This window comes from Myxococcus xanthus (genome assembly GCF_006402735.1).
GTDB classification, from domain to species: domain Bacteria; phylum Myxococcota; class Myxococcia; order Myxococcales; family Myxococcaceae; genus Myxococcus; species Myxococcus xanthus_A.
On record NZ_CP017174.1, the window covers coordinates 1,667,866 to 1,685,443 of the forward strand.

12 protein-coding genes are annotated in these 17,578 nt (G+C 71.6%); 6 read left to right on the forward strand and 6 right to left on the reverse strand.

What is annotated here, in order from left to right:
• Nucleotides 1-227 precede the first annotated feature (227 nt).
• Nucleotides 228-971 carry a PP2C family protein-serine/threonine phosphatase gene (locus BHS09_RS07105; protein WP_140788438.1) on the forward strand — a complete coding sequence of 248 codons (744 nt, stop codon included), beginning with the start codon at nt 228-230 and terminating at the stop codon, nt 969-971.
• A gap of 6 nt (nt 972-977) precedes the next feature.
• Here BHS09_RS07105 and BHS09_RS07110 read toward each other — a convergent pair whose 3' ends face one another.
• A complete protein-coding gene (locus BHS09_RS07110) occupies nt 978-1,577 on the reverse strand; it encodes a hypothetical protein (RefSeq protein ID WP_237078101.1) in 600 nt (199 codons plus the stop codon).
• 251 nt (nt 1,578-1,828) lie between these two features.
• Between BHS09_RS07110 and BHS09_RS07115 the strand changes: the two genes are divergently transcribed.
• Entirely contained in the window at nt 1,829-3,655 is a 1,827-nt protein-coding gene (locus tag BHS09_RS07115; RefSeq protein WP_140788441.1) for a methyl-accepting chemotaxis protein, read from the forward strand.
• Nucleotides 3,656-3,660: 5 nt separating this feature from the next.
• Here BHS09_RS07115 and BHS09_RS07120 read toward each other — a convergent pair whose 3' ends face one another.
• From BHS09_RS07120 to BHS09_RS07130, 3 genes are all read right to left on the reverse strand, one after another.
• On the reverse strand, nt 3,661-5,220 hold the full coding sequence (locus tag BHS09_RS07120) for an outer membrane protein assembly factor BamB family protein (RefSeq protein ID WP_237078102.1): 1,560 nt from the start codon (nt 5,218-5,220) through the stop codon (nt 3,661-3,663).
• 139 nt (nt 5,221-5,359) lie between these two features.
• Nucleotides 5,360-6,121 (reverse strand): SDR family NAD(P)-dependent oxidoreductase, encoded by a 762-nt coding sequence (locus tag BHS09_RS07125; protein ID WP_140788445.1) that lies wholly within the window; start codon nt 6,119-6,121, stop codon nt 5,360-5,362.
• Between the two features lie 137 nt (nt 6,122-6,258).
• A complete protein-coding gene (locus BHS09_RS07130; RefSeq protein ID WP_140788447.1) occupies nt 6,259-7,152 on the reverse strand; it encodes a DUF2058 family protein in 894 nt (297 codons plus the stop codon).
• Between the two features lie 105 nt (nt 7,153-7,257).
• Here BHS09_RS07130 and BHS09_RS07135 point away from each other — a divergent pair, with 105 nt between their 5' ends.
• Both BHS09_RS07135 and BHS09_RS07140 read left to right on the forward strand, forming a co-directional pair.
• Complete coding sequence (locus tag BHS09_RS07135; protein WP_174260503.1) at nt 7,258-8,292, forward strand: hypothetical protein; 1,035 nt, start codon at nt 7,258-7,260, stop codon at nt 8,290-8,292.
• Nucleotides 8,293-8,517: 225 nt separating this feature from the next.
• A complete protein-coding gene (locus BHS09_RS07140) occupies nt 8,518-8,865 on the forward strand; it encodes a hypothetical protein (RefSeq protein WP_020477748.1) in 348 nt (115 codons plus the stop codon).
• 18 nt (nt 8,866-8,883) lie between these two features.
• Here the strand turns inward: BHS09_RS07140 and BHS09_RS07145 are convergent, their stop codons facing one another.
• A complete protein-coding gene (locus BHS09_RS07145) occupies nt 8,884-10,404 on the reverse strand; it encodes a gluzincin family metallopeptidase (RefSeq protein WP_174259211.1) in 1,521 nt (506 codons plus the stop codon).
• 173 nt (nt 10,405-10,577) lie between these two features.
• On the opposite strand from BHS09_RS07145, the gene BHS09_RS07150 reads away from it, so the two are divergent.
• Nucleotides 10,578-11,522 carry an RluA family pseudouridine synthase gene (locus BHS09_RS07150; RefSeq protein WP_140788453.1) on the forward strand — a complete coding sequence of 315 codons (945 nt, stop codon included), beginning with the start codon at nt 10,578-10,580 and terminating at the stop codon, nt 11,520-11,522.
• A 4-nt stretch (nt 11,523-11,526) separates the two neighbouring features.
• Here BHS09_RS07150 and BHS09_RS07155 read toward each other — a convergent pair whose 3' ends face one another.
• Complete coding sequence (locus tag BHS09_RS07155; protein ID WP_140788455.1) at nt 11,527-12,546, reverse strand: glycosyltransferase family 2 protein; 1,020 nt, start codon at nt 12,544-12,546, stop codon at nt 11,527-11,529.
• Between the two features lie 24 nt (nt 12,547-12,570).
• Between BHS09_RS07155 and BHS09_RS07160 the strand changes: the two genes are divergently transcribed.
• Nucleotides 12,571-17,577: a hypothetical protein gene (locus BHS09_RS07160; RefSeq protein WP_140797508.1), complete on the forward strand. Its 5,007-nt coding sequence runs from the start codon at nt 12,571-12,573 to the stop codon at nt 17,575-17,577.
• Nucleotide 17,578: the final 1 nt, after the last annotated feature.

The window sequence follows — 17,578 nt, forward strand, 5'->3', positions numbered from 1 at the left end:
CCCGGGTGCCAGGAGGAGGTGTGGGGTCGCGACCCCACGTTCTGGGGGCTGTTGACGGATGGAGGGCACTTGCAGCGTCTGCCAGTGGACGGGTGAGGGGTGGTTGTCACGGCGCCGTGGCGGTCCCTCCCCAGGAATCCCCAGAACCGGAGTATCCGTTCCTTGCGTCCGTCGGGGGGAAGGACGCTGGCCTCCCACTTGCTGGTGGAAGGCCCGAGGAGGCAGTCATGAGAATGGACAGCGCGGGACAGACCCACATCGGTCGGCGGCCGCACAACGAGGATGCGTTCTGCGTCGCGCCGGAGCTGGGGCTGTTCGTCGTGGCGGATGGGCTGGGCGGACAAGAGGGGGGAGAAGTCGCCAGCCGGTGTGTCGTGGACACCTTCGTGGGCTTTGGCCTGCGCCTGGGACAGGACCGGGATTCGACGTGGCCCACGGTGCCGGACCCTCGTCGTACCCGTGAAGAGAACCTGTTGGCGGCGTGCTCGGCGCTGGCGCAGCGCAACCTCCAGGCGCAGCGCGTGGGCCGGCTGCGGGAGATGGCGTCCACCGTGGTGGCGTTGGCGGTGAGCGAGCACGGCGCGGCGGTGGCGCACGTGGGCGACAGCCGCCTGTACCGGCTGCGTGGCGGAAAGCTGGAGTCGCTCACGCGCGACCACTCGCTCATCGAGGAGCTGCGGGACGCGGGCATGGAGCCGCCGGGAGGCTCGGGCAACTTGCGCCACCTCATCACCCGCGCGCTGGGCACGGAGAACGCGGAGCCCACCGTGCAGCGGCTTCAGACGGAGCCGGGCGATGTGTTCCTGCTGTGTTCGGACGGGCTCTATGAGCCGCTGGGCGTGGAGGGTCTGATGAAGCGCCTGACGATGTCCTCCGCGCGCGAGGTCTGCGACGCGCTGGTCGCGGACGCCTACGAGGCGGGCGGCAAGGACAACATCACCGCGGTGGTGCTGCGCGTCGCGGAAGCGTGAGGCGCGTCAGAAGCCCACGCCGAAGGAGAGGCTGGCGGACGGCAGCCACGTGTTCCCGGGCTGGATGAGCTCGGGAGCGTGGGGCATCCACGCCAGGCTGAAGTTGAAGTCGCCCACCAGTTCGAAGCCCGCGGCCAGCGGGCGGAGGAAGCGCAGCCCGAGTCCCCCCTCGGGCCCTGCCGTGGCCACGCGGCGTCGATCGGTCCCCTTGAACTGGAACCCTGGGTCGTCGCGGCCCACCTGCGCCTCCGCGAAGCCCCCGGCGAGGAAGGGCTGGAAGGTGCCCCAGCGCTCCACGTCGAAGCTGGCCAGCCGCAGCTTGGCGCGGAAGTGCGCCACTTCGGGTTCGGGGTCGCCGTGCAGGAAACCACTGCCCGTGCCACAGCTCTCCACGGACAGGAACGCCACGGGGGACAACTCCAGACACAGGTCCGGCCGGCCATTGCCGTTCGCCGTGGAGCCGCCCACGCGCAGGTTGCCGAAGTTGCGCGTCGTGCGAGGCGGCTCGGCCTTCGCGCGCGCCTCTCCGGCGGCCTCCTCCGCGCGAAGTCCGCTGGGCGTGAGGGCAAGCAGGGCCAGTGCCGCTGGAATGGAGGTCGAGCGCATGCCAAGCACGCAATCGCGCCGCTTCCACACCGGTCAATGCAACGCCAGGGTGAGTGTCCATGGCCCCGCGCGCGCCGCCGCCGAGGACGTAGGTGCATGACATCGGTGTAGGTCTCGATTTGTGTCATGTGAGACATGCTGCCGGGTCATTCCTGCCACCTGTTGTTCCTCGCTCAACAGCAGGGCGCTGTCGCGGTAGGCTGGCCATCCCCCACTGGGTTCCCCCCGCCCATCCCCTGGCCTTGTAGCGAATGACGCACAGCCTTGCCGCGCGCCTGACCGCAGCGCTCTCCCTCGTCATCCTCTGCCTCTCCGCGCTGAGCGTCGCGCTCACGGGCGTGTCGCTTCGGACGTGGTCGCACGAAGCCGTCACGTCCCGTCTGGCGCAAGACGAAGCTGCGTGGAGCCGCGTCCAGTCCCAGGAGGTGCGCGCGCTGACGGCCCTGGCACGCGTCGCCGCGGCGGGCACGTCCTTGCAGACCGTGCTGTCGAGCGGCTCCGTGGTCGGGGAGCATCTCGAACCCTCGCTGCGTGCGCAGCAGTCGCTCCTGGGCGTGGACCTGCTGCTCGCGGTGGACACCGCGGCGGGTGTGCGCGTGGGCACGCCACCCGGTGCACTGTCGGGGATGGAGGCCCTGGTGAAGGAGGGCGGCGCGCGCATCATCCTGGTGGATGAGGTGCCCCATCAGGCCGTGGCGCAGCCCGTGACGGCCGAGGGCCGCACCGTGGGGTACGTGGTGTTGGGGCGGGTCCTGGGCGAGGTGGAGCTCCAGGCGCTGCGTGACGAGCGCGGTGTGGAGGGCGTGTTGACCGTGGGCGGGAGGCCGGTGGCGCACGCGCTGAGTGCGGTGCCTGACGATGCCTTGCTCTCGGCACTGGAAGGGAAGGGCCGGCCGGACGAGGTGTCGGTGAATGGCGTGTCGTTGCAGCTGCGCCGGGTGGAGATGGGGCCGGGCGTGGAGCTGCTGCTCACGCGTGATGGTGGGAAGGAAGCGGAGCAGTTCCGCGCGTCGATGCTGCTCGTCGTGCTGCTGGGCATCATCGTCACGGCGGCGGCGGGCACGGCCATCTTCCTGCTGGTGCGGCGGATGATGGAGCCGCTGCGCGAGCTGACCGTGGCCACCACGCGGATGGTGTCGGAGGGTGATTTCCGAGGGGCGCTGGCGGTGCGCTCGAAGGATGAGATTGGTCAGCTGGCCAGTTCGTTCTCGGAGTTGATGTCGCAGCTGCGCGAGCTGTTGATGGCGCTGCGCCATTCGGCCGAGCAGCTCGAGACGGCGTCCACGCACCTCACCGAGTCCGCGTCCGTCCAGAACGAGGCGGTGTCGCAGCAGGCCGTGGCGCTGCATGAGACGCAGATTGCGGCGCAGCAGCTCCAGGAAGCCTCGCGCGCGGCGGCGCGGCGCGTGGAGGTCATCCTGCGTGAGGCGGACAAGGCCAGTGGCTTTGGTGAGGCGGGCGAGGCCGCGGTGTCCGGCAGCGTGGGCGGGCTCACGCACATCCGGTCGCACGTGGAGCAGATTGGCCGCACCGTCGCGGAGCTGCACCAGCGCACGCGGCAGGTGGGCGACATCACCCGCACGGTGAAGGACCTGGCGGACCAGTCGAACGTGCTGGCGCTCAATGCTTCCATCGAGGCGGCGCGCAGTGGTGATTCGGGCCGTTCCTTCGCGGTGGTGGCACGGCAGATGCGGTCGCTGGCGGACCAGTCCGCGGGGGCGACCACGCGCGTGCAGTCCATCCTGAGTGACATCGGCCGGGCCATCTCGCAGACGGTGAGCACGAGTGAGGGCGGGGCGCGCGAGGTGGAAGGTGGCCTGGAGCAGGTGCGCGCGGCGGGCGAGAGCCTCCGCTCGCTGGCGGGCATCATCCAGAGCAACGGCAAGACGGTGCGCAGCATCGCCGATGCCGTGAGCCAGCAGGACGCGGGCATCGCGGAGTTGTTCGCCGCGCTCAGCTCGATGGCCGACCTGGCGGACCAGATTGTCGACCGGATGGCCGCGAGCGAGCAGTCCGCCATCCAGCTCTCCGCGGCGTCCGCCGAGCTGAGCGCTATCGTCGGTCGGTACCAGCTCTAGCGCGCTTATCGGTCCGTGGCTCGCGCCTGAGCCGCCGCGCCAGTGGGCTTCGTCTGGCCCGAGCGGGCATTGCCGCCGCCCGCGCTCACCCAGCCGTTGGAGGCGGGCTCTTCGGGCGCTGTCATGTCGAAGGCGCGGATGCTCATCCGCTGCGTCCAGTCATTGCTGGCATTCCAGTTCGTCCATGCCCCCAGCACCACGCGTCCCCGGTGCAGCGCGGGCGGGGTGATGTACGGCGCCTTTCCCAGCAGCGCGCAGGCGGACAGCTCGTTCCCGTCATGGTCCAGCTCCCGCAGGAATGAACCGAACGCGGCATCATCACCGGTGCAGGCGTGCTCGCCGCACGTCTCGCCCACTGGTCGGTCCACCAGTAGCAGCGAGCCACGCTGGGTGAGGAGCGGTGACATCGGCCAGGTGCCCACGGCCCGGTGCCAGCGCACCGCGCCGCTCGAGGGATCCAGCCCATAGAGGAACGTGCCTCCCGGATGCGTGGTGGTGGGGCAGCCCTCGGTGGTGCACCGCATGTCGGGCAGGACCAGGAGCCGGTCCGCCTGCATCGCCGCGCGGCCGAAGGTCGAGCTGGAATGGCCCAGCGAGTAATAGAAGGACTCAGCGGAAGCAGTCGCCAGCGTGGCAACCGGTGCTCCCGTGGCCGCGTCCACCAGCTCCGCGCGGCCCAGCATCAACGTCCCTCCGTCCACGGCCGTGGGCTCGAGCACGCCCGTGCGCTGCGTCCGCCAGCGGAGCTGCCCATCCGCCGCGTACGAGAAGAGCTCCGTCCGCTGCTCCAGGACGTTGGCTGCGCCGCCATAGACGTTGCCCTCCGTATCCACCACCAGTGGCGCATGGACGGGCGGCACGGGTGCCTTCCACGCCACCGCGCCGGTCTCCGCGTGCACCGCGACGAGCAAGTCCTCGGCGCCCACGTCTCCAAACGTGTCGTGCACCAGCGCGAGCAGATAGGGCGGGCTGAGCACGAGCGATTCGATGCGAAGCGCATGGTGCGCCTGCGGGTCTTCGTCCTTCACGGCCCCCAGCGACACGCTCCAGCGCTCCTGTCCGGTGGCGCTGTCCCGAGCGGAGAGCAGGGCGAGCCGGCCCGTGACGAAGAGCTGTCTCCCCGCCACCGTGTGAACGCCCCAGGCTCCCGGGGGCGGAAGGTCGCGCCGGTAGCGCTCAGTCCCTTCAGACGTGACGGAGACGAGCTGACACGCCAGCTGGCTCGGGTCCTTGTCCACCCAATAGCTGCTCTCGCACTCCGTCCAGTAGGTGTGCCCGTCCGCGTCCATGGTCCCCCGGAAGTCCACCGTGAGGTTCCACGCAGCGTCGTAGCTCCACGCGAGTCGCGCCGTGCCATCCGCTCCGGAGCACGTCGCCGATGTCGCCGGCGGCGGCACCTGAGGCTCCGGTGTGGGCGCCTGCGGAGCGGGCGTCTCACCACCAGGGGTGGGCGTTTGCGTCACATCCGCGGGTGTCTCGACGGTGGGCGCCGCTCCGTCCTCCACAGAGGACGCACAGCCCACCCACAGACACGCGCCCAGCACCATGCTTCGCAGTCCACTCACGCCCACCTCCCGATTGCTGGCCACCGCGCGGCTTGTCACCGGGGTGGTCGCGCACAGTGGGGATGGGATTCCCGGTGCGCAACGCACCCGGCCACGGGTGGCGGCCGGGCAGGCAGTCAGGCGGAATGGGAGTGAAGTCTCAGCCCAGCTCGCCGCCGTCGATGGCGTACGCCGTGCCGGTGATGCCGCCCGCCGCGTCCGACGCGAGGAACAGGCACAGCGCGGCGACTTCCTCCGGCGTGATGATGCGGCCCATGGCGTTCATGGACGCCAGGGCTTCGCGCGCCTGCTCCTCGCTGCGGCCCGTGGAGGCGCTGATGGCCGAGGTCGCGCCGGCGAACATGTCCGTCTCCACCCAGCCCGGATTCACGATGTTCACCGTGACTTGCTTCTTCGCGTACTCCACCGCGAGTGCGCGCGTCAGGCCCAGCAGCGCATGCTTCGACGCGCAATACGCGGACGTGTACTTCACGCCCCGCACCGCGGCCATGGAGCCGATGTTGATGACGCGTCCGCCGCCCGCCTGGGCCATGGCCGGCATCAGCTCGCGGCAGAGGAGGAAGGGCGCCGTCACGTTGACGGCCATGACGCGGGCCAGGTCCTCGGTGCGCGTCTTCGTCAGGGGCGCGGAGACGGTGATGCCCGCGTTGTTCACGAGCACGCGCGGAGGCCCCTCGGCGAGGATTCGCTGGCTCGTGGCAACCAGCGCCGCTTCGTCGGCCACGTCCACCGCGTGCGGCCGGATGCGCTCACCGCCGTCCTGCCGGAGCGACTCCAGCGCTTCCGTCGAACGCGCCAGGGCCCACACGTCATGGCCCGCCTTCGCGAAGGCCAGCGCCACCGCGCGGCCAATGCCTCGGCTCGCGCCCGTTACCACCACCGTCTTGGAGGTCGTCGTCATGAGGCCAGCCTAGCGCCGGGCCCTCATGCTGGCAGCAAGACGTGCCAGGGCCGCGTGGCGCTGCCGGCACGGGCCACATGGCCACCCTCCCCACATCCACGAGGGACGGGGAGGGTGGGAAGACGCCGGTGTCCAGCTCAGCCGTTCTGGGCTTCTTCGTTGCTGGCCTTCGGCTCGGTCGGGGCCGCCTCGCCCTCGGACGCGGTCTCAGCAGAAGCCTCGGCCGAATCCTCCGACGTGGTCTCGGCCGAAGCCTCGGACCCGCCTTCGGGCTCGTCGGGCAGCTCGGGCGCGGTGCCCGCCGCCTCGGCGGCCTGCTGGGCCTTGAGCTCCTCGTCGTTCATGAAGCCGACGGGGTTCTCCTTGCGGTTGAGGAAGCGCACCGACTTCTTCGACAGCGCGAACATCTGCTCCGCCGCCGACGAAGGCACCAGCGAGTGCTCGATTTGCGCGGGCTCGGGGCGCTCGACCACGCCCAGCTCGCCCTCCTCGAGCTGCTTCGCCTGCGCCGGGCTCAGCTCCAACCGGCGCAGCTTGCCCTTGCGGGTCATGAAGTAGAACGCCGTCTCCCCCGCCTCGACGGGCACCTGGGAGCCCAGCACCAGCTCGCGCAGGGCGCGGTCCAGCTCCACCTGCCGCTTGGACTCGGCGCGCTGGTAGGCCTTGGAGCCCGGCATGGGGGGCAGCTTGGGGATGGCCCGCTCCGGCGCCGCCGCGGCCGGCCGCCCGTGCTGGGGACCTCCGCCGTGCCGGGGGGCACCCCCGAAGCCGCCGCCAGGACGTCCGCCGCCCTCACGACGGCCGGCGTCACGGCCGCCACTCGGACGGCCTCCGCCTTCGCCTCGGGGGGGCGGGCCACCTTGTGTCCGGTTGTCATCACGGCGGGGGGGAGGACGGTTGCCGCCTGAACGGCCGCCCTCCTGGGGTCCGGGCCGCCGGGCTTCCGCCTGGCTGGGCTTCGACTCCACCTTCTTGGCCTGGTCCTCGGTGACGAGGCCCGCCTTCAATAGCTTGTCGCGCAGGTTCTGCATGAGTTGGGCGTTCTATCCCTTGCACGGCCGCACGCAAGCCACTGCTTGCTGCTCGTGTATGCCCCACGTAACTTGCCGGCCTTGTCGTACCCTTCCGGAGGAGTCGTGAGCCGTCTGAAGAAGTCCGCCTTCACCCTCGCCGTGGCGTTGGCCGCCGCCGGCTGCTCGGACCCGGTCGACAAGGCGGCCAAGGCACGCATCTTCTCGCCGGAGGACCCGCCCAAGGTGGTGGCGTCCGCGAAGGAAAAGCTGCCCCCCGAGGACGTCGCGGACAACCCCCAGGTGGCGCGCCGCATCCTGGGCATGGACGCCGCCGAGGTGACCGAGCGTCTGGGCCCCCACCGCTACCAGGCGACGCTGGGGTACGAGTGGACCTCCGAGGCCTCCATCCCCGTGAAGCTCACCGAGACGCGCACCTTCCGTGCCGGCCCGGGCGGGGTCAGCGGGGATTTCCACGGCGTGCTGGAGAACTCCCGGGACCAGGGCCTGGAGGTGATGCGTGTGGGTGGGCAGGTGTTCGCCCGCAACCGGTACGGCCCCTTCCGCCAGCGCCTGCGCGACCGAGGCATGGCCGAGCGCACCCGCGCGGAGCTGACCGGCGCCATCCGCGACTTCGACAGCCTCTTCCTGGGGCGCATCAAGCTGACGCCCGAGGGCACCGTCACCCATGAGGGCCGCACGGCCTGGCGCTACGTGGTGACGCTGGCCCCCGCCACCCAGGTGGACGCATCCCGGCCCCTGCCGCCCATGCCCCAGGCCAAGAAGGGGGGCGCGGACGAGACGACGGTCCGCCGGGCCAACTTCTTCGCCCACCGCCTGCCGCGCTCGCTGGACGGTGAGGTGCTGGTGGATTCCGCCACCTCCGTGGTCCTCAAGGCCCGGCTGGACGGGCGCATGGGCGTGCCCGGGGACAAGACGCCCGAGGCGGCCGAGCTGCGCCTGACGTTGGAGGCCGCCCTCACCGAGGTAGGCAAGGACCCACGGCTCCAGCCGCCCGAGGATTTCCTCCCGGACGCGGACAAGCCCCAGGGCATCGCCGACGCGCTCGACACCTTCGGTATCCAGCGCAAGAAGCCCTCGGACTCGGATTCGGCCAGCCCGGAGGCGGTCCCGGAGCCCGAGGACGAAGAGGGCACCTGACGTGGTTCCGGCGCCCTTTCCGGGCGCCGTTTCCCGGTGAACAGCTGGCCGGGACTCCAGGGTATCCCGGACGGGGGTGGAGGGGGCTGCGCTACATCTCGGCAGCGAGATGTTGGAAGAAAATTTGCGCTGACTCTTGCGTCCTCTACAATCCTCGACGGTTGCGGCCCGGACGCGTCCGACATGCTCGGATGTTCAGCGGGGCTTCACAGCAAGGGAGCGGCGATGGAGCGCAAGGTCGGAAGTAGCACGGTGACGGCCAAGGAGGTCAAAGCGGCGCTGGAGAAGGCGCGTACGCTGTCGGCCGAAGAGGAGAAGGTTCTGCGCATGCGCCACGGTGCTGGCGCTTCCAGCACCCGTGCACCGCTGCCCCGTGCCGCCGGTGACAACCAGGAGCTGGGCGACGAGCTGCTCCTCATCGAGATGCAGCTGATGAAGGCGATGCGCGCTCGCGCGGGTGGCAAGCCCGCGGCCACCGCCAGCAGCAAGCCCGTCGCCGCCACGCGCGCGCGGGATGCCGCCGCCAATCCCACCAAGGACAAGATTGTCCGGGCGCTCCGCAAGAAGAAGTAGTCGTCTCGCGGGTGTCCCCTACCGGTTGAGGATGGCCACGAGGCGCTCCCCGGCCTCGGGCAACGCCAACGGCGTGCCTGACGTCTCCGTGGCCAGTCCTTCCGCATCGTCAGTGCCCCCACGCGCGTACAGCCCCTTCAACCAGGCGGCGGCCGCGGGGTTCCTCCAATAGTCCTCGTTGAACCGCTCCGTGAGGCGCGCGGTGAGCTGGGTCTCCAGGGCCCAGGACCGCAGGTAGTGCGCCACGTACAGCTGCGGGTCCACGTCGTGGAGGAAGAAGCCAGGGTGTGGCTCGACGAAGAGCGCATGGCGCTGCCCGTCGGCGTATTCGTCCGCGCGTTCCGTGGAGGCGCCCCGCTGCGTCAGGGACAGCTCGTAGGTCAGCTTGGCCGCGTGACGCCGCAGCAGCGTGAGGGCCTGGAAGGCGGCCAGTCGCACCGTGTCCCGCGCGGCCACGGTGGGCAGTCCCAGGTAGCGCTTGAGCCACTCGGGGGACAGGAGCAGCCGTTCGAAGACGGCGGCGTGGGCCTCCGTCACGGACGCGTCGCCCAGCCGGCGCAGCTCCATGGGCAGCGTGTCGGAGACGTGGGCGCGGTGCTGCGCGTGGCCCATCTCATGGAGCAGGCTGGCCAGCCCGTCGATGCCGCCGCGAGGCTGGAGCACCAGGCGGATGTCGTCCGGCACGCGCACCACGGCGACGAAGGGGCGCGGTGACTTGCCGGGCCGGGCCTCGTCGTCGATGCGGATGCGGCCTCCGGCGTTGGGCGTCAGGCCCCACTCGCCCAGCCAGCGCACCACGGCGGGGAAGGCGTCCTCGCGCCGGAAGAGGCCGTCCATCCACGGGGCCTGGAGCGCGGCCTGCAAGTCATGCCTGCGGGCCTCTCCGCCGGGCAATGGACGCAGCAGCGGGTCCACCTTCTTGAGGACGTAGGCGAGCACGTCGCGGTAGGCGTCCTCCGTGCGCGCGAGCAGCTTCGCGGCGGACTCGGCCAGCTTGGCGAAGTCGATGCCGGTGACGTCCTGGCGCAGGGCGGGGTAGTTCTTCGCGCCCAACTGCTCCGCGGTGTGCAGGGCCGCATCGCGCCGGTCGCCGTAACGGGTGCGGTTCTGCCAGAGGAACTCGCCGGTGGCACGCTCCAGCAGGGCGCGGCGGCCCCGGGCGGACTCGTGGGGAATGCGGCCCAGCGCCTCGCCGAAGGAGTAGGTCTGGTCGTCCACCATCAGCCGAGCCTGGGCCTCCAGCGAGGCAATGGCCTCCACGTGACGGCCGGCGAGCGCGTCCTCGACGTGCGAGGCCACCAGCTCACGCACCAGTCGGATGCGGCGGACGGTGAGGGGCTCGTTCTTCGATTGGGCCTTGGCGAGCGCCTCGTTGGCGGCGGCGAAGGTGTCCGGAGACGACAGCTCGGGGAAGGAGGCGTGGAGCTGGCTGGGGGAAACATCCAGCGCGAGCCCGGCGCCTTGCCGGTAGTTCAGCGTGGCGAGCTCGGCGAGGAAGTCGTCCAGCCGCGTACGGACGGAGTGCAGGGGACGGTCCATGGGGGCGCGGAAGGTAACAGGAAGCGGGCGGCGCGAAAGGGCGATGCGCGCGTAGAGTGCCGCCGCATGACATCTGCGGTGGACACAGGGATGGGGGGCGGCGTGCCGGAGCACGTGGCGCATGGCGCGGGCTCGTACGCTGAGGCTGTCCGCCCGGTGGGCGAGGTGGCGGCATGAAGCGCCGGACGTTCCGGGTGGAAGGGGCGCTGGTGGGGAAGGCCGTGGCCCGCGCGGTCGCGGATGAATTGGGGCTGCCCGAGCCGGGGGCCCGGGGGCTGGTGGAGGTGGGCGCCGTCTACGTGGCGGGCAAGCGGAGCCGGGATGCGAATGCGCGGCTGACGGCCGGGCAGGTGGTGACGGTGGTGCTGGAGGAGGGCGGGCAGAGCCCTCTATCCGAGGCGCCCCCCGCGCCCGAGCTGCGTGTGCTGTATGAGGACGCGGACGTCATCGCCGTGGACAAGCCGGCCGGTGTGTCCGCGCAGCCCACCGAGGGGCGCGTGGGAGACAGCCTGGTGGACCTGGTGGGGGCGAAGCTGGGACGCCCCGCGGGGTTGGTGCACCGCCTGGACCGGGAGACGTCCGGCGTGACGGTGTTCGGGAAGACGGCGGAGGCCACGTCGGCGCTGGCGGCCGAGTTCCGGGAGGGACGGGCGCGAAAGCGCTACGTCGCGGCCACCGGGCCGGGTTTGCCCCCGTCGGGCACGGTGGACCTGCCGTTGTCCAAGGACCCGTCGCGCCCTGGCCGCTGGCGGGCGACTCGGGCGGCCAATGGCGTGCCCGCGCTGACGGACTTCCACACGCTGTCTTCGGGGCCTGCGTTCTGTGTCGTCGAGCTGCTGCCGCACACGGGCCGCACGCATCAGCTCCGCGCGCACCTGACGGCGCTGGGCGCTCCGATTCTGGGGGACGCGCGCTACGGCGGCGCGGCCCGGGCGGAAGGCGTGGAGGCCGCGCGGTGCTTGCTGCATGCCCAGGCGCTGGAGCTGGGACATCCGCGCACGGGCACGCTGCTGCGCATCGAGGCGCCGGTGCCGGAGGACTTGATGCGGTTCTTCCTGGCCGCCGGCGTCCTGGCGCCCTCGGGAGCCATTCGCGGCGCGGGCTCCAGGGCGGAGTGAGTTCTCACGCCGCGCAGGTGAAGTCGCGGCCCTCCACCCAGCCCCAGCCGATGAGGTCCTCGCGAATCTCCGCGCGGGCCCAGCGGACGCCCACGCACACCAGCAGGTGTCCATCTCCAGGAGCGCCGAGCTCCTGGGGAGAGATGACCGGGATGCCATGGATGTGCGTGCCCACCTTGCGAGGGTGGACCTCCACGTAGCGCCGCACGCGGGCGCCTTCCTGGTGGAGGAAGTACGTCAGCGTCTTGCCGCTCGGGCCCGCGCCCCACACCGTGCAGGGGCGCCCGTCCGCCAGGGGACCGCGGCCTCGTGTCAGGTAGCGGGCCTTCGTCCACATGAAGCGCTTGCGGGCATAGCGCGGGTCCGTGCGCGTCATCCGTCCGTCGCTGTCGCGCCATCGGAGCAATACCTCGGGCAGGTTGCGCAGGGCGAAGCCTTGGTCCAGCAGCTCCAGCCACAGCGCGTAGTCCTCCGGGAAGTCGCCGTCCTTCCAGCCTCCCGCGGCCATCAGGGCGTCCCGGCGCAGGCAGACGGAGGGGTGGCACAGGGGGCTTTCGATGAAGCGCTCCCGGTCGAGTTGCTCGGCGGAGGTCAGCCCGTTGATCCACGTGGCGTAGGTCTGGAGCGAGGGGCTCACGGGGTGGTCATCCCGGAACACCTCCACGGCCGTGCCCACGCCGGCCAGCTTGGGTTCCGCCTCCAGGGTGGTGAGGCTCGCCTCCAGGCGTTGGGGCAGGGCTTCGTCATCCGCGTCCATCCGGGCCACGTAGGGAGAGGTGGCTTCCCCCAGCGCCAGGTTCAGCGCCGCCACCAGGCCTCGGCCCCGGCCGTCAAGGACTTCCACGCGGGAGTCGCTCGCCGCCAGGTCGGTCAGCACTTCGCGCGTACCGTCCGTGGAGCCGTCATCCACCGCGAGCACACGGAGGTCGCGGAAGGTGCCCGTCAAGAGGCTGCGGACGGCGCGGGCCACGGTGGCTTCGGCGTTTCGCGCGGGGAGGAGGACAGTAACAGCCGGAACGGGCATCGTTGTGTGTAGACTGCCGCACCCATGGGTGGCGTGAGAAACGGCAAGAACGCCGGCACGCCGGAGCCCGCAGCGGTCCGACAGGAGGCGCTGCAGCCCGGCGCGTCCGACGTCAAGCCCGCGGAGGATGTCAGCGACGTGGTGGACCGGCACTTCCGGTCCGCGGCCCGGCAGTTGCGAGAGGGCTCCGCCGCGCGCGCGTTCGGAGAGCTTGCGCGCGCCAGCCGGACCCTCCCGATGACGCCGCGCCTGGCCGCCGGGATTGTGCGCATGGCGCTGCTGGCGGGCACCGAGGCGGCGGCCATCACCCTGCTGGAGGTGGCGCCTACGGTGGTCTCCAGCAGGCGCGCGGTCCGGCGTCAGCTCGCGCGGGTACTGCGACGGGTGGACCAACTGCCGCGTGCCGCCGCCGCGCTCGAAGCCCTCCTGGTGGAATGGCCCGAGGACCGGCGTGCCCAGCGCGTGCTCCAGGTGCTGCGTGCGCGCATCGAGGGCAAGGTGTTGCCCGACGCTGGTGCGAGCGCCCCGAAGGTTGATGAGGACGAGCAGGGTGTGCTGGCACAGCTCCCCGCGCGGAAGGAAGGCGCGCAGGCCGCGGCCTCTTGGGAGAACGACGACGGCGTCTACCTCATCGAAACGGTGGTGGGGCCGCCGCTTTCTGCCAGGACGGCCTCGGCGTCGGCTTCCACGGTAGGTGCGACGGAGGCACGTTCGCAGTCGTTGGCGTCGCAGCGCCCGGAGACTGGTGGAGGAGCGCCAGCGGCCGCGTCACCCGAGCGCGGCGCGGAAGGGCTTCAGGCGGAGGTTCCGCCCGTCTCGGAACAACGTGGGCCCGTGTCGAGTTCGGTCCCGCCGCCTGGGCCTGACGTGAGCGCGACGACTTCGTCCAAGGTGGGCGAGGCGCCGCCCGATGCCGATGCGCGTATGCCTCAAATAGCCACGATGGATGCCGAGGCGCCTGTCGCGTCTGTCGTGAGCTCGCTCTCGCACGTGGCGGAGTTGTCCCCCGTGGTGCCTGCCGCGAGCCCGCAGAAGCGCGCGGCGGAGCTGCCTGCAACAGCCCCGTCGCCAGTGGCGCCCCGTACCAAGGGGCGCAAGAGCGCGACGGAACTGCCCGCAGTGACGTCACCCGTGAAGACGCCACCCACTGAATCGCTCAAGACGGTGTTGGAGATGCCGGCGGTGGAGTTGCCAGCGGTGACTCCTCGCGGTGCCTCTGCTCCCGAAGCACCCAGGACCGTCGTGGAAATGCCGGCGGTGGTTGTGCCACCGGGGGGATTTGACTTCGAGGCGCGCAAGACAGAAGTGGAGATGCCCGCCCTGGGGGACGCCGCCGTGCCCCCGTCTTCAGGTGCGGTCAAAACGTTCGTCCCGGGGCGCGCGCCACTGTCCGTGCCTTGGGCCGATGCCCCAGACGACGACGCTGCCGCACCCGCGTCGGTCGCCCGCGAAGTACCGCCGGCACCGCGTCCTGCCAGAGCCACCTTCGACGACGCCGACGAAAGTGAAGTCACTTCGGAGGCACAGCCCTTTCTCGGCGGCGCTGCCGCATCGAGTCCGCCACCGCGCCAGCAGGCTCCTGCCTCCTCGAAGAGCGAGCGACGGAAGCCCCCGCCTCCGTCAGAGGTTCTGCCACCTCCAGCCCCCCCCAGTGCCGCACCCGCGCCGGATGCCCGCTCCGGCACCATGGAGGTGTCGTTGGCGGAGCTGGAGGCCGCGCTCGCCTCGGCTTCTGGCGATGCACCGAACAAGAAAGGCCGCGCTTTCGAGGCGAGCGCGGGGCTTCCTGGAGAAGACACCGAGGAGCTGACCCGCTCGCAGAAGGTCGAGGCCCAGCTCATCGCTCGACGGGCCTGGGCCGAACTGGCTCAGCTCTACCTCAAGCGGGCGGACCGGGCGAAGGACGCGTCCCTGCGCGCCGATGCGTTGGCGCGTCTCGCGGAGCTGATGGAGAACGAGCTCCACGACCCCGCGGGCGCCGCGCGCATGTACCGGGAAATCGTGGAGCTGACGGGGGACCGCGCCGCGCTTCGAGATCAGGTGCGGTTGCTCGCCGCGAGAGGGGACGCGTCCCTTGTGCGCCGTGCGTTGGACGAGGCCATCCGGCGCGCGCCCGCTGGCCGCGCACGCGCGGGGGCTCTGCTCACGCGGGGCGAGCGCTGGCTCCACATGGGCGAGCTGAAGAAGGCTCGCGCGGACTTCGAGGCGGCGGAGTCCTCCTCGCCAGGCCTGCTTCCCGTGCTCGCGGGGATGCTCTGCTGCGTGTCGGACGCGGAACGGCCCGCCATCGCGGAACGGCTCCGGGTGGCACTGGCGGGGGCACCTCGCCGCGCGCCGGACCGTGTGGAAGCGCTGCGCGTCCTGGCCCAGGTCGCGGAGGAGTCGCTGAGCGATTTGCGGCTCGCGCAGTGGGCCTGGAGTGAGGTGCTCACGGAGAGTCCCGACAGTGAGCAGGCACGCGTACAGCTCACGATACTGACGCGAAAGCTCGGCGACACGACGGTGCTCAGCCGGCTTCTGCGTGCTCAGCTCGCCCGCGAATCCCGAGGGCCCGCCGCGCGTCAGGCCCGGCTGGAGCTGGTCGCCACGTTGGATGCCCAGGGCGACGCCGATGCCGCGCTCGATGAGTTGCGTCAGGCCGTGCGCTACGAGCCGGGCCACAAGGAAGCGTGGCTGATGCTCGTGGAGCGTCTCCTCGAACGCGACCACTTGGGCGAGGCGGCTTGGGCCCTGGAGCACGCGGCCACCGCCATGGACGACGAGGCGGAGCGGGAGCGCACCTGGGACCGGCTCGCGCGTTTGTGGCGCGAGGTGATGGGCAATCCCGAGCGCGCGCAAGTCTACGCCCGTCGGGCGGAGGGAATCCGGCAGGCACGAGCAGAGCGTGAAGAGCCGCCTCCCGAGCCGCCGCGCTCCGCGGTCCCTCGCCGTGAGTCGAGCGGCCCCCGTGCGCCACTCATCGCGGCGCCCCCGGTGCTGACGCAAGCATCCGCGAACCTCCAGAGCCTGGCCAAGGAGGAGACGCCCACCACGGACATCGGGGTTGCCCCATCCGCGCCTGAAAGCGTGGTGCCGGCCCTCGATGAAGCTGGGAGAGATTCTCCGGGCGCCGCGGTGGAGCAGGGCCGCAAGGCCTCGCCGGAGCCCGTTTCTTCGAAGCGGAAGGGGAAGCGGGAGGCCCGTTCCGACCGCGAGGCCCTGTCTGGAATGGACGCCGGGGCGCAAGGCGAGCGGTCCACGGAAGCGCCAGTGCGAGGTGAGTCGCGTGCGCTGGCCCCGGATGCATCGCTTCCCAAGGGCGCGGCGCGCACTGCCGCAGCTTCCGTGCGAGGGGAGGGACGTTCCGCGGCCTCACCCTCGCGGGGGTCCCCCGCTTTGGCGGATGCTTCCTCGGCTCCCCAGCCCAAGGCGGCGGCCCGCGCCGCTGTGGCCCCGGCGGATGCTTCCGCTGCGCCTCAGCCCAGGGGTGACGCTCGCGCCGCTGCAACCTCCGCTGACGTGCTTCCCAAGGGCGAGGCACGCGCCACCGTCTCGCCAGCGCAAAGTGAACCGCGCGTTCCAGTGGAAGCCTTCGCCGCATCGCCACCCAAGGCAGAAGCACGTGCGCCCGCGTCGTCCCCCAGGGGCGAGGCCCGTAACCCGCCTTCATCCCCGGGCAACACAGCGGCCCCGCAGCCACGCGCTCCCGCTGAGTCCGCGGACGCCGCCGTCTCCCCCAAGGCGCCGGCTGCTCAACGCTCCCCCGCGTCCTCGCGCGGAGACAAGGCCGCGCCACGCGTCGCCGCGTCCGGAAGCGAAGCGGAGCAAGGGCCCGCTTCTCGCGACGCGGAGGCCCGAGCACGTCGTCCGCGGGCCACCGACCTCATCACGGGCGAGGTCGTGGACCTCGGTGACGCTCCCGTTCCGGAGACCCGCGTCATCTCCTGGGAAGCGCCACCCGGCCGGATGGACCCGGTGCGCCGCGTCGTCCGCGCGCGTCCGGAGGGCACGGTTTCCGCCCCGGCGCCGGGCCGCACGTTCATCGCGAAGCCTCCCGCGGCGCCCGAGCCTCCTCGGCCTGTCCCCGGCGTCATGGACCCGCGCGAATCACCCGCGCCCGCCTATGCGCCATCACCGGACACCGAGCCCGATGCCTTCCGGCACATCCGAGAGCGCCCACTCGACGCGCAGCCCTATCGACTCCTCGCCGAGTACTTCGACCAGCGAGGAGACCCGGCGCGTGCCTCGCTCATGCGCGAAATCGCCGACGCGCTCGATGGGCTCGAAACTCCCGCGCCGCGCGGCCAGCGTCCACCGCTGACCTCCGACGAGCGCGCCGGCCTGCGTCACCCCGGTCTGCGCACGCCCTCGGGCGAGCTGCTGGCCTGCACCGGAATCGCGCTCTGCCGCCTGTTCCCAGCGGAGGGCCGCGCCGCTGGTTCCTCGGAGCTGCTGCGCGCCACCGCGGGCCCCTGTGCGCCCTCCGTGCTCGACGCGCTGCACACCGCCGCGCGGATGCTGGACGTCCACCTGCCCGAGCTCGTGCTCGCCGAGGACGACGGCCCGCCCTTCACCGCCGTGCACGCGGGCCATCCGCGCCTCCTCGTGGGCCGGCTCCTGCTGCGTGAGCCCATGCCGCTCCCGGAGCTGCGCTTCCACGTGGGCCGCGCCTTGCTGTCCCTGTCGCCGGACCTGCTCGCGCTCCGGGCCCTCAAGGGGGGCCAGCTCCTCCGCGCCCTGGCGCTGCTGGCCACCGTGCTGAAGGACCCGCGTGCCTCCGGAGCCGAGGCCCGCGTGGTGCGCGAGTCCCTCTCGCCGCGCGCCCTGGAGCGCGCCATGGCCTTGCTGGAGCCCGGCACCCAGAACTTCAAGGCTTCGGCGCTCGCAGATGCCGCGCGGGATTCCGCCAACCGCGCGGGCCTGGTGGCCTGCGGAAGCATTGGCCCCGCGCTGTCCGTCCTGCGGACCCGCCGGGGCAACGAGGCGGAGCTGGTGGAGCTGCTGCGCTTCGCCGCGTCGGAGCGCTACCTGCCGCTCCGGGCGCCGCGCTGAC